Here is an 11,585-nt window from a genome sequence, read left to right as displayed (position 1 = left end):
GACGCCCTGCAGGCGCGGTTCGAGGGCGCGTTCGCCTCGGGCACCGAGCTGCACACCAACGGCGGTGGCGCCCTGGGTGTCGCCTCCAACTGAGCCTTCTGAAAAGGGCCGGCCCACCGTGGGCCGGCCCTTTTCTGTGGCTTCAGTGGCCCAGGACCGGATGCGGCACGTACGGCGCCTCCAGCCGCTCGATCTCCTTCTCGTCGAGGGTCAGCTCGGTCGCCGCGATCGCGTCCTCCAGGTGCGACAGTTTCGTCGCGCCCACGATCGGCGCCGTCACGACCGGCCGGGACAGCAGCCACGCGAGCGCCACCTGCGCCGACGCGACGCCCCGCTCGCCGGCGACCTCGGCGTTGACGTCGACCACCGCGAAGTCGTCGTCGGTGTACATCGAGGAGAACGCGTCATTGGCCGAGCGGGTGGTGCGCCGCTCGTCGCCGCGTCCCCGGTTGCCGGCCAGCATGCCCCGCGCCAGGGGGCTCCACGGGATCACGCCGATGCCCTGGTCGGCGCAGAGCGGCAGCATCTCCCGCTCCTCCTCGCGGTACACCAGGTTGTAGTGGTTCTGCATCGACACGAACTCGGTCCAGCCGTTGGCCCTCGCCGTGTACTGCATTTTCGCGAACTGCCACGCGTACATGCTGGACGCGCCGATGTAGCGCGCCTTGCCCGCACGCACGATGTCGTGCAGCGCTTCGAGGGTCTCCTCGACCGGTGTTTCGGGGTCGAAGCGGTGGATCTGGTACAGGTCGACGTGATCGACCCCGAGCCGCCGCAACGAGTTGTCGATCCCGGCGAGCACGTGCTTGCGGGACAACCCCGCGTCGTTGGGCCGGTCGCTCATCGCGCTGAACACCTTCGTGGCCAGCACATAGTCGTCGCGGCGGTCGAAGTATTTCGCGAGGAGCCGCCCGGTGACGGTCTCGCTCACCCCGAACGAATACACGTCCGCGGTGTCGAAGAACGTGATCCCGGCCTCGACGGCGCGCCGCACGAACGGGTCCGCGGCCTCCTCGTCGAGCACCCAGTCACGCCACGCGGGATTGCCGTAGCTCATCATGCCGAGACAGATCTCGGAGACCTTCAGCCCGGTCCGGCCAAGTCGCACCTGCTTCATGTCTGAAAAGCTATCGCGGTGCACACGCTCGGACGACTGCATCTCATCACCGACACCCGCCCCGGCCGCGACGTGCTCGGCGTCGTCGGGCACGCCCTCGCCGCCGGGTTCGGCGTCGTCCAGGTCCGCCCCGAGGACACCGTCACCGACCGCGAGGCGTACGACCTGACGCTGCGGATCGTCGCCCTCTGCCGCGCCGCCGGCGCCGTCTGCCTCGTCAACGACCGGCTGCACGTCGCGCTCGCCGCCGGCGCCGACGGCGCCCACGTCGGCGCCGACGACCTGCCCGTCGCCGCGGCCCGCCGGGTCCTGGGCCCGGACGCGATCCTCGGCGCGACCGCCCGCGACCCCGCTTCGGCCCGCCGGGCGGTCCTCGACGGCGCCACCTATCTCGGCATCGGCCCGGCGTACGCGACCACCACGAAGACCGGCCTGCCACCCGCGATCGGGGTGTCCGGCGTGCGCGCCGTCGTCGAGGCCGTCGCCGTGCCGGTCATCGCCATCGGCGGCGTCACCCCGGCCCGGGCGGCTGAGCTGTTCGCGGTGGGCGCGCACGCCGTCGCCGTGGTCGGCGCGATGAGCGGAGCCCCGGACCCGGCCGCCGCGGCCGCCGAGTTCGCCGCCGTCCTCGCCGCGCAGCACGCGTTCACCGGCGAAGCGCAACCCCTCGCGGGTTCTGGCAGATACGAAATGTCGGATAAATCAGGGCGCTTGCGCCCGGATTTATCCGGGGAGGGTGGAGCCGCGGCCGCCGGAGGGCCACGGTGAAGGTCGGGGTCGTCGGGGGCGGGATCGTCGGGCTCAGCGTCGCGTGGGAGCTGGCGCGGCGCGGTGAGCAGGTCACCGTGTACGACGCCGACCCGCGGCGCGGGGCGGGACGGGTCGCGGCGGGGATGCTGGCGCCGACCGCGGAGGCCGCCTTCGGCGAGGAGGCGCTGCAGGAGCTGATGCTCGAGTCGATGCGGCGCTGGCCCGGGTTCGCGGCGGACCTGAGCGCCGCCACCGGGATGCCGCTCGGGTACCGGACCGAGGGGACGCTGCTCGTCGCGCTCACCGACGACGACCTGGCCGAGGTGCGGCGGCTCATCGGCTACTACCAGCGGGCCGGGACCCCGGTCGAACCCCTCGCCGGGCGGCCGCTGCGGGAGCTCGAACCCATGCTCAGCCCCCGGATCCGCGGCGGCGCGCGGGCGGCCGGCGACCATCAGGTCGACCCGCGGCTGCTGCTGGCGGCGCTGCGGTCGCCGCGGCTGCCGGTCCGGCGGATCGAGCGGGACGTCCAGGACCTGTCCAGCCTGCGGGACGATGTGATCATCGTCGCGAACGGCTGCGGGATCGCGGCGGTGACCGGGTTGCCGGTGCGGCCGGTGAAGGGGCAGCTGCTGCGGCTGCGGGGGCCGGAGCCGCTGCTCACGCACGTGGTGCGGGGCGTCGCGCTGGGCCGGCACGTGTACCTGGTGCCGCGCGCCGACGGGGAGCTGGTCGTCGGCGCGACCGAGGAGGAGCGCGGGGCCGACACCACGGTGACCGCCGGCGGGGTCCTCGACCTGCTCAGACCGGCCGCGGACCTGCTGCCCGGCGTCGCCGAGCTCGCGCTCGCCGAGACGCTCGCGGGGCTGCGGCCCGGTACCCCCGACAACGCCCCGATCATCGGGCGGCTCGACGGCGGCGGGCCCGGCGACGTGTTCGTCGCGGGCGGGCACTACCGGCACGGGGTCCTCCTCGCGCCGGTCACCGCGCACGCCGTCGCCGACCTCGTCACGAAGGGATCGACGGATGTGGACCTCAGCGCGTACGGGGTGAGCCGCTTTACCTGAGGACCGCGCCGGGGTTATGGTCAGCTCGTACCCCACGGGAGTCCGGTGTGACCGGGCTGAGAGGGGGGCTGTCAGCCCCCGACCGTCGAACCTGATCCGGATCATGCCGGCGCAGGGAGTCAGGAGTGAGCCGTATGCAGCTCGTGGTCAACGCCGTCGCCTCCGACGTGGACGACGACGCCACCATCGCCGACGTCGTGCGCGGCCTCGCCGGGGTCGCCGACCCGCGGGGCGTCGCCGTCGCGCTCAACGGCGCGGTCGTGCCCCGCGCGGCCTGGGCCGGGACCAGGCCCGCCGACGGCGACACCGTCGACATCCTCACGGCGGTCCAAGGTGGTTGAGCCGGGCCTGACCATCGCCGGGGAGCCGCTGCGTTCGAGGCTCATCCTCGGCACCGGCGGCGCCACCAGCCACGCCGCGCTCGAGGCCGCCGTCCGGGCCAGCGGCACCGCGCTCGTCACCGTCGCCCTGCGCAGGCTCGACCCGGCGGCGCCGTCGCTGCTCGACGTCGTCGAGCGCTGCGGGGTGCGGATCCTGCCCAACACCGCCGGCTGCTACACGGCGGTCGAGGCGGTCAAGCTCGCCCACCTGGCCCGCGAGGCGTTCGGCACGGCATGGGTGAAGCTGGAGGTGATCGGCGACGACGAGACCCTCCTGCCGGACCCGGTCGAGACCGTCGCCGCCGCGGAGCGGCTCGTCGAGGACGGGTTCACCGTGCTGCCGTACACCAGCGACGACCCGATCGTCGCCCAGCGCCTCGCCGACGCGGGCTGCGCCGCGGTCATGCCGCTCGGGGCGCCGATCGGATCCGGGCTGGGCATCCGCAACCCGCACAACATCGCGCTCATCCGGCAGAAGGTCGGCGTGCCGGTCATCCTCGACGCGGGGATCGGCACCGCGTCCGACGCCGCCCTGGCGATGGAGCTCGGCTGCGACGGGGTCCTGCTCGCGTCGGCGGTCACCCGCGCCGAGCAGCCGGCACGCATGGCGGAGGCGATGCGGCTCGCCGTGGACGCCGGCCGTCTCGCGTACACCGCCGGGAGGATCCCGCGCCGCCTGTACGCGACCGCATCGAGCCCGACGGGAGGGTTGCCCTGGTGAGGAACGCAGTGCCCGGACTGATCCTGTTCACCGACCGCAAACAGGCGCACCGCCCGCTGGACGAGGTGGTCAACCGCGCGATCGACGGGGGTGCCCGGCTGGTCGTCCTCGGCGAGGAGGACCTCCCGGCGGGGGAGCGGGCCGACCTCGCCGACCGGCTGCGGGGCATGCTCGACGGGGTCCGGGGCCGCCTGGTGCTCGCCGAGGACACGACCGCGTTGCGCAAGTGCCACAACCTCGACGACCTGGTCGCCGCCGCCGGCGCCGGGGTGGGTCTCGCGACCCTGTCGCCGATCTTCCCGACCCGCTCCAAGCCCGGTTACGGCCCCCCGCTGGGGCTGGCCGCGCTCGCCAGGATGGCCATGACCGTCCCGCGGCTGCCGGTGTACGCCCTGGGCGGCGTCGACACCCCCGGGCGCGTCCGTGACTGCCTCGACGAGGGCGCCTCCGGCGTGGCCGTCATGGGCGCCGTGATGCGCGCCGAGGACCCGGCGAGGTTCGTGAAGGAGCTGATGACCGCATGAGGGGCCAGCGGAGCGTCTCGGGCCGCTCATTGTGTGACAGGTTGAGCTCAGGCCGACGCCGGAGCGCAGCGGAGGTGGCGGCATGAGGCAGCCGGTCGTGGCGTTGACCGTCGCCGGGTCCGACTCCGGCGGCGGCGCGGGCATCCAGGCGGATCTCAAGACGTTCGCCGAGCACCGGGTCTTCGGCACCAGCGTGGTCACGGCGCTGACCGCGCAGAACACCCTCGGCGTCAAGGGGATCTCCGCCGTCGACCCCGGGTTCGTCGGCGCGCAGCTCGACGCGGTCCTCGCCGACCTGCCCGTCGGCGCGGTCAAGACCGGCATGCTCGCCACGCCGGAGACCGTCGCGCTCGTCGCGTCGTACGCGCCGCGGCTGCCTGGGCTCGTCGTCGACCCCGTCCTCGTCGCCTCCTCCGGCGACCGGCTCTTCACCCGCGACGCCGAACGCGCCTATCTGGACCTGCTGTTCCCGCACGCCGCGGTCGTCACCCCGAATCTGCGGGAGGCGTCGGTACTGCTGGGCAGGGACGTCACCGACGTCGACGACGCGGTCAAGGCCGCCGAGGACCTGGCCGCGACCGGGCCCCGGTGCGTCGTGGTCAAGGGCGGGCACCTGCGCGGCAGCCGCGACGCCGTCGACGTCGTCTGCGCCGGCGGCACCGTCGAGCTGCTGACCGCGCCCTGGATCGACACCCCCAACAACCACGGGACCGGGTGCACGTTCGCGGCGGCGACCGCGGCCCGGCTCGCGCTCGGTCAGCCGCTCGCCGAGGCGCTCGCCGGCGCGAAGGACTACGTGCACGCCGCGCTGGCCGCGTCGTCCGGCTGGCGGCTCGGCGCCGGGCACGGCCCGCTCGGGTGGGGACCCTTCGAGGCCCCGCTCCGCTAGTACACCTGCCGCAAACGCAACCAAGGTGCGCCTCAGGCGTGCCGGCTCCGCCGTGCGCAAAGGAAGGATCCGCATGAAGCGCAAGGTCTACGTCCAGGGGTCCCGTGACGACGTCCGGGTGCCGTTCGCCGAGGTCGAGCTGAGCGGCGGCAACCCGCCGGTGCGTCTCTACGACACGTCCGGCCCGCGCAACGATCCGCCCGCCGGGCTGCCCGCGCTGCGCGGCCCGTGGATCGCGGAGCGAGGGGTGGAACGCACGCAGCTGCACTACGCGCGGCAGGGGATCGTCACGCCGGAGATGGAGTTCGCGGCGATCCGCGAGGGCGTCGACCCGTCGGTCGTCCGGGAGGAGATCGCGGCGGGGCGGGCGATCCTGCCCAACAACGTCAACCACCCGGAGAGCGAGCCGATGGTCATCGGCAGCCGCTTCCTCGTGAAGATCAACGCGAACATCGGCACGTCGGCGGTCTCCTCCGGGATCGAGGAGGAGGTCGCGAAGCTCACCTGGGCGACGAAGTGGGGCGCCGACACCGTCATGGACCTGTCGACGGGCAAGCACATCCACGCGACCCGCGAGGCGATCGTGCGCAACTCGCCGGTGCCGATCGGGACCGTCCCGCTCTACCAGGCCCTGGAGAAGGTCGGCGGCGACCCGCTCGCGCTCACCTGGGAGGCCTACCGGGACACCGTCGTCGAGCAGGCCGAGCAGGGCGTCGACTACATGACCGTGCACGCCGGGGTGCTGCTGCGGTACGTGCCGATGACGGTCGGCCGGGTCACCGGCATCGTGTCCCGCGGCGGCTCGATCATGGCGGCCTGGTGCCTGGCGCACCACCAGGAGAACTTCCTGTACACGCACTTCTCCGAGCTGTGCGAGATCTTCGCCCGGTACGACATCGCGTTCTCGCTCGGGGACGGGCTGCGGCCCGGGTCGATCGCCGACACCAACGACGAGGCCCAGCTCGCCGAGCTGCGCACGCTCGGCGAGCTCACGCGCGTGGCGTGGGAGCACGACGTGCAGGTGATGATCGAGGGCCCCGGGCACGTGCCCATGCACAAGATCAAGGAGAACGTGGACCTGCAGAAGGAGTGGTGCCACGACGCGCCGTTCTACACGCTCGGCCCGCTCACGACGGATGTCGCTCCGGCGTACGACCACATCACCAGCGCCATCGGTGCCGCCATGATCGCCATGTACGGCACGGCGATGCTCTGCTACGTGACGCCCAAGGAGCACCTCGGGCTGCCGGACCGCGACGACGTCAAGGCCGGCGTCATCGCCTACAAGATCGCCGCGCACGCCGCCGACCTCGCCAAGGGGCACCCCGGCGCGCAGGCGTGGGACGACGCGCTGTCCAAGGCGCGGTTCGAGTTCCGGTGGGAGGACCAGTTCAACCTCGCCATGGACCCGGACACGGCGCGGTCCTACCACGACGAGACGCTGCCGGCCTCGGCCGCGAAGACCGCGCACTTCTGCTCCATGTGCGGCCCCAAGTTCTGCTCCATGAAGATCAGCCAGTCGCTGGCGCTGTCGCACGACTCGCAGATGCGGGCGAAGGCGGAGGAGTTCGTGGCGTCCGGCGGACAGGTATACCTCCCGGTCGTGTCGTAGGCGGGGACTAAGGTCGGGGGGTGGAGTCCTCAGTGGCGTCGCCACGCACCGCGGTGGTCTGGCAGGTCCTGCGTCGTGAGATCGCCGGGGCCGGGAGACCCCTGACCGCGCTCGACGTCGGCGGCGGCACCGGCGGGTTCGCCGTGCCCCTCGCCCGTGCCGGGCACGCCGTCACCGTCGTCGACCCCAGCCCGGACGCGCTCGCCGCGCTCACCCGCCGCGCCGCCGAGGCCGGGGTCGCCGACCGGATCACCGCCGTGCAGGGCGACGGCGACGGCCTCGCCGACCTCGTCCCGCCCGGCAGCGTCGACCTGGCGCTGTGCCACAGCATGCTCGAGGTCGTCGACGACCCGCACAAGGTCGTCACCGCGCTCGCCGCGACCCTGCGCCCCGGCGGCACCGCCAGCGTCGTCGTCGCCAACCGCGCCGCCGCCGTCCTCGCCAAGGCCATCGGCGGGCACCTCGCCGCCGCGTCCCTGCTCGTCGCCAGCCCCGACGGCCGCGGCGACACCCGTGACCGGCTCAGCCGGCGCTTCGACGTGGACACCGCCACCGCCCTGCTCACCGGCTGCGGCCTGGCCGTCGAGCAGATCCACGGCGTCCGGATCATCGCCGACCTCGTCCCCGGCACCGTCGCGGAGAGCGAGCCGGAGGCGCTGCAGGCCTTCGAGCTGGCGCTCGCCGGGACGTCGCCGTATCGCGACATCGCCACCCAGCTGCACCTGTTCGCCCGTAAGAGTCTGTGATGGGCCTCCTCGATCCCGTCACCCCGCGGTACGGGCAGGGCAGCCTCGCCGAGGTCATGCCCAGCGTGCTCAGCGTGCTCGGGATGCCGTATGAGCGCGACGCCCTCGGCCTCGGCGCCACCCTCGCCGGCGTCGACCGCGTCGCCGTGGTCCTCCTCGACGGGCTCGGCTGGCACCAGCTCGGCGTCGCCGCGCCCCACGCGCCGACGATCACCGACTTCCTCGGCGGCCGGCTCGGCACCGTCCGGTCGATCACGGCCGGGTTCCCGTCGACGACCCCGGTCAGCCTCGTCACCCTCGGCACCGGCGCCCCGCCCGGCGCTCACGGGATCGTCGGCATCGTGCTCAACCAGCCCGGCACCGACAAGCTCGTCAACCACCTGCACTGGGAGAACCAGCCCGACCCCGCGCAGTGGCAGCCGCTGCCGACCGCGTTCACCCGGGCCGTCAACGCGGGCCTCGCCCCGACGGTCGTCAGCAACCCGAAGTTCGCGCAGACCGGGCTGTCCCTGTCGGCGTATCGGGGCGCCCGCTTCGGTGCCGGGGTCGCCTACGACGAGGTCGCCGCGGAGATGCTGGCCGCGCTGCGGACCTCCCGCCTGGTGTACGGATATCTGCCCGACGTCGACCGGTGCGGCCACGACCACGGCATCGGCACCGGCGAGTGGCGCACCGCCGTCGGCGACGCCGACCGGCTCCTCACCCGGCTGATCGACGGGCTGCCGCCCAACTCGGGGCTGGTGGTCACCGCCGACCACGGGCAGCTCGACATCCCCGCCGACCGGCGCCTCGACCTGGACAAGGACGCCCGGCTGCGGGAGGGGATCGCCGTGGTCGCCGGCGAGCCGCGGGTGCGCTATCTGCACACGATCCCCGGCGCGCGGGCCGACGTCATCGCCTCCTGGCAGGGCGTCCTCGGGTCCGCCGCCACCGTGCTGAGCCGGGAGGAGGCGGTCGCGGCGGGCTGGTTCGGGCCGATCCCGCAGCAGCACCTGGCCCGCGTCGGCGACGTCGTCGTCATCTGCCACGACCGGTGGGTGATCATGGCGTCCGAGCACGAGCCCGCGCGGTTCTCGAAGATGGTGGCGTTCCACGGCTCGAACACCGCCGCGGAGATGCAGATCCCGCTGCTGGTGCTGCGGAGCTAGAGCTCCGGTTCGGGGCCGTTCTGTCGGCGCTGCGCGGTTAGGTTTCCGGTTACTGAGCCTGTGGCTTCGGCCGGTCCTTCCGTTGGTGTGCGCAGTTGCGGGTCCGTGGCCTCAGCCGGCTCTGATCAGGCGGCCTTCCGCCAGCTCGCGCATCGTGGCCCGCAGCTCCGGGCCGACCTCGTCCGCCTGCTCGAGGACGATCCTGAGCAGCTCGTCCTTCGACGCGGCGACCACCACGCCCGGCGCGCCCGCCACGGGGTCGTCGCACAGCACCGCCACCCGCGTCCGGCGGAGCCCGAGCTGACCGGCCCGGTTGAGGAACGTCTCACCCGGCACCGGCAGCGGCACCCGGCGCGCCCTGGTCCACCCCACGACCAGGAGCACCGCCACCGCGCACCGGTCGGTCCCCGGCCGCCAGCCCTCGCCGCCGCCGGTGACCACTCCCGGCGCGACGCAGCGGACCAGGTCCGGACGGTGCGGGCGCAGCCCCTCGACGGCCGCGACGACGGGCGCCAGCGGCGACGTCAGCGCGAGGAGAGCCATGCCAGGAAGGTAAGGCATACCTAACTTCCCGTCAATTCGTTCAGGTGTTCGGCTCGCCGCCGGTTTTTGTCGGGGGGTGTCGTTAGGGTGCGTCTGTGGGTCGTAGTCAGGTGGTGCCCCGGGACGGTTCGGGCGCGGGGGAGTTCGGCCCCGACGCCGACGACACCGGCTGCACGGTGCTGCACGTCGACATGGACGCGTTCTATGCCTCGGTCGAGATCCGCCGCCGCCCCGAGCTGCGCGGGAAGGCCGTCATCGTCGGCGGCGCCGGCCCGCGCGGCGTCGTGTCCGCCGCCAGCTATGAGGCCCGCAAGTTCGGGGTGCGCAGCGCCATGCCCGGCAGCAGGGCCCAGCGGCTGTGCCCGCACGGCATCTTCCTGCCACCCGACTTCGCCGCCTACACCGAGGCGTCCCGCGCCGTCATGGCGATCTTCCGCGACGTCACCCCGCTCGTCGAGCCGCTCTCCCTCGACGAGGCGTTCCTCGACGTCGCAGGCGCCCGCAAGCTGCTCGGCCGTCCCGCCGAGATCGCCGCGCTGATCCGCCGCCGGGTCGCCACGGAGCAGCGCCTCACCTGCTCCGTCGGGGTCGCCTCGACGAAGTTCATGGCCAAGCTCGGCTCCACCCGCGCCAAGCCCGACGGCATGGCGGTCATCCCCGCCGCCCGCGCCCTTGACTATCTGCACCCGTTGCCCGTCAGCGCCCTGTGGGGCGTCGGCGAGCGGACCGCCGAGAGCCTCCGGCGGCTCGGCCTCAAGACCGTCGGCGACCTCGCCGCCGCCCCGCTCGGCATGCTCCGCGCCGCCGTCGGCGACGCCTCCGCCCATCACCTGCACGAGCTGTCGTGGGCACGTGACCCCCGGAGGGTGATTCCCGACCACGTCGAGAAATCCATCGGCGCCGAGACCACGTTCGACGTCGACGTGAGCGACCTGTCAATCATCCGACGCACGATGCTCGCCCTGTCCACCAAGGTCGCCCAGCGCCTCCGCCACGCCGACCAGGCCGGCCGCACCGTCAGCGTCAAGATCAGGCTCGCCGACTTCCAGACCCTGAGCCGGTCACGCACCGTTGATGTCCCCACCGACGTCGCCCGCGAGATCTTCGAGATCTCCTGGGCGTTGTTCACCTCCGCCCGCCCTGGCGAGCGCATCCGCCTCATCGGCGTCCGCGTCGAAGGCCTCACCTCCGCCGACGGAGCGCCACGACAGATGACGCTCGGTGAGCGCGACCACGGCTGGCGAGACGCCGAGCGAGCCGCCGACGCGGTCGCCGCCCGCTTCGGCGCGGGCCTCGTCAAACCCGCCAGCCTGCTGCGCGGCGACGGCGTCCGCCGCGACGGAAACGGCGCCGCACCGGCCCCCGACCCACCGGACGGACCTCCGACACGACACAATGGGGGCAGATAGGGCCCGACTCGGCGGAAAATCGGCACGGCCGGACCATCGTCCCGCTTTCCGACCCGGTGAGCCCCTCGTAAACTTGCCAGTACGCAGCCCGACGGGCTGTGCCGGACTGTCGGTCCATCAGGGTCGACCTTCGCGACCGGGGAGGAGTGCCGTGCCGCTCTCGGAACACGAGCAGCGGCTGTTCGAGCAGATCGAGCGGTCGCTAGCCGAGGACCCCAAGTTTGCCTCGGCGGTGCGCGCCACCGACCCGCGGTTCCATGCCAAGCGTCGGATGATCGCCGCCGCGGTGCTCCTACTCGCCGGCATGGCACTACTGGTCTATGGCGTCGCCATCTCAATCCCACCCCTCGGCGTCGGCGGCTTCGTCGTCATGCTGGGCGCCTTGGTTTTCGGCGTCCAGGCGTACCGCCGCGGACAGAGCACCGACCTGCACGCCGTCGGCGGCACCGCCACACGCCGCACCCGGCAGCGCAGGGCCGGACTGGTCGACCGCCTGGAAGAACGCTGGCGCCGCCGCCCTGAAGGCGACGTCTGACCCCAGCCAGGCAGACAAAGGGCGCGCCGACACTGCTCCGCCGTCGACGCGCCCATCGGCCTGCCCACCGCACGTGCGACCCGCCCACCCCCTGACACTCACCCCGCCTGTCCGCCGGCTCAGCCCAGCGTTGCTCCGCCCAGC

Annotated in this window: 12 protein-coding genes, 1 pseudogene and 1 riboswitch; of the genes and pseudogenes, 11 read left to right on the top strand and 2 right to left on the bottom strand. The window is 73.2% G+C overall.

From position 1 onward, the window contains the following. Nucleotides 1-142 precede the first annotated feature (142 nt). Nucleotides 143-1,117 carry an aldo/keto reductase gene (locus ACZ6TV_RS30175; protein WP_465300664.1) on the bottom strand — a complete coding sequence of 325 codons (975 nt, stop codon included), beginning with the start codon at nt 1,115-1,117 and terminating at the stop codon, nt 143-145. A gap of 18 nt (nt 1,118-1,135) precedes the next feature. Here ACZ6TV_RS30175 and thiE point away from each other — a divergent pair. From thiE to ACZ6TV_RS30130, 9 genes and pseudogenes are all read left to right on the top strand, one after another. Beyond that, nucleotides 1,136-1,753, top strand: a pseudogene (gene thiE, locus ACZ6TV_RS30170) (thiamine phosphate synthase); the annotation flags it as partial. Nucleotides 1,754-1,881: 128 nt separating this feature from the next. Further along, the gene (thiO, locus tag ACZ6TV_RS30165; protein ID WP_465300663.1) at nt 1,882-2,934 is read left to right on the top strand and encodes a glycine oxidase ThiO; all 1,053 of its coding nucleotides are present in this window, start codon (nt 1,882-1,884) and stop codon (nt 2,932-2,934) included. A 25-nt stretch (nt 2,935-2,959) separates the two neighbouring features. Further along, a riboswitch (TPP riboswitch) is annotated at nt 2,960-3,070 on the top strand. Further along, the gene (gene thiS, locus ACZ6TV_RS30160) at nt 3,069-3,275 is read left to right on the top strand and encodes a sulfur carrier protein ThiS (protein WP_465300675.1); all 207 of its coding nucleotides are present in this window, start codon (nt 3,069-3,071) and stop codon (nt 3,273-3,275) included. Its footprint overlaps the riboswitch before it by 2 nt. Continuing rightward, entirely contained in the window at nt 3,268-4,035 is a 768-nt protein-coding gene (locus ACZ6TV_RS30155) for a thiazole synthase (protein WP_465300662.1), read from the top strand. Before thiS ends, ACZ6TV_RS30155 begins: the two co-directional genes overlap by 8 nt. Continuing rightward, on the top strand, nt 4,032-4,559 hold the full coding sequence (locus ACZ6TV_RS30150) for a thiamine phosphate synthase (protein ID WP_465300661.1): 528 nt from the start codon (nt 4,032-4,034) through the stop codon (nt 4,557-4,559). Before ACZ6TV_RS30155 ends, ACZ6TV_RS30150 begins: the two co-directional genes overlap by 4 nt. 82 nt (nt 4,560-4,641) lie before the next feature. After that, a complete protein-coding gene (thiD, locus tag ACZ6TV_RS30145) occupies nt 4,642-5,448 on the top strand; it encodes a bifunctional hydroxymethylpyrimidine kinase/phosphomethylpyrimidine kinase (RefSeq protein WP_465300660.1) in 807 nt (268 codons plus the stop codon). Between the two features lie 67 nt (nt 5,449-5,515). Continuing rightward, nucleotides 5,516-7,060: a phosphomethylpyrimidine synthase ThiC gene (gene thiC / locus ACZ6TV_RS30140; protein ID WP_465300674.1), complete on the top strand. Its 1,545-nt coding sequence runs from the start codon at nt 5,516-5,518 to the stop codon at nt 7,058-7,060. 20 nt (nt 7,061-7,080) lie between these two features. Continuing rightward, the gene (locus ACZ6TV_RS30135) at nt 7,081-7,806 is read left to right on the top strand and encodes a class I SAM-dependent methyltransferase (RefSeq protein ID WP_465300659.1); all 726 of its coding nucleotides are present in this window, start codon (nt 7,081-7,083) and stop codon (nt 7,804-7,806) included. Beyond that, on the top strand, nt 7,806-8,954 hold the full coding sequence (locus tag ACZ6TV_RS30130) for an alkaline phosphatase family protein (RefSeq protein WP_465300658.1): 1,149 nt from the start codon (nt 7,806-7,808) through the stop codon (nt 8,952-8,954). The genes ACZ6TV_RS30135 and ACZ6TV_RS30130 overlap by 1 nt, the downstream gene beginning before the upstream one ends. Nucleotides 8,955-9,065: 111 nt before the next feature. Here the strand turns inward: ACZ6TV_RS30130 and ACZ6TV_RS30125 are convergent, their stop codons facing one another. After that, nucleotides 9,066-9,497: a hypothetical protein gene (locus ACZ6TV_RS30125; protein ID WP_465300657.1), complete on the bottom strand. Its 432-nt coding sequence runs from the start codon at nt 9,495-9,497 to the stop codon at nt 9,066-9,068. Nucleotides 9,498-9,592: 95 nt separating this feature from the next. Here ACZ6TV_RS30125 and ACZ6TV_RS30120 point away from each other — a divergent pair, with 95 nt between their 5' ends. Next, nucleotides 9,593-10,906 carry a DNA polymerase IV gene (locus ACZ6TV_RS30120; protein WP_465300656.1) on the top strand — a complete coding sequence of 438 codons (1,314 nt, stop codon included), beginning with the start codon at nt 9,593-9,595 and terminating at the stop codon, nt 10,904-10,906. 151 nt (nt 10,907-11,057) lie between these two features. Further along, a complete protein-coding gene (locus tag ACZ6TV_RS30115) occupies nt 11,058-11,441 on the top strand; it encodes a DUF3040 domain-containing protein (RefSeq protein ID WP_354786209.1) in 384 nt (127 codons plus the stop codon). Nucleotides 11,442-11,585: the final 144 nt, after the last annotated feature.

The organism is Dactylosporangium sp. NPDC051087 (assembly GCF_055586325.1).
The sequence above is the reverse complement of the archived record's forward strand: the minus strand, read 5'-3'. Positions and strand labels throughout refer to the sequence as shown.

What these genes read in the sequence shown, in the direction of transcription:
- thiD (WP_465300660.1), top strand. Translation starts at nt 4,642, where the DNA reads ATGAGGCAGCCGGTCGTGGCGTTGACCGTCGCCGGGTCCGACTCCGGC.
- ACZ6TV_RS30175 (WP_465300664.1), bottom strand. Translation starts at nt 1,117, where the DNA reads ATGAAGCAGGTGCGACTTGGCCGGACCGGGCTGAAGGTCTCCGAGATC.
- ACZ6TV_RS30130 (WP_465300658.1), top strand. Translation starts at nt 7,806, where the DNA reads ATGGGCCTCCTCGATCCCGTCACCCCGCGGTACGGGCAGGGCAGCCTC.
- ACZ6TV_RS30125 (WP_465300657.1), bottom strand. Translation starts at nt 9,497, where the DNA reads ATGGCTCTCCTCGCGCTGACGTCGCCGCTGGCGCCCGTCGTCGCGGCC.
- thiS (WP_465300675.1), top strand. Translation starts at nt 3,069, where the DNA reads ATGCAGCTCGTGGTCAACGCCGTCGCCTCCGACGTGGACGACGACGCC.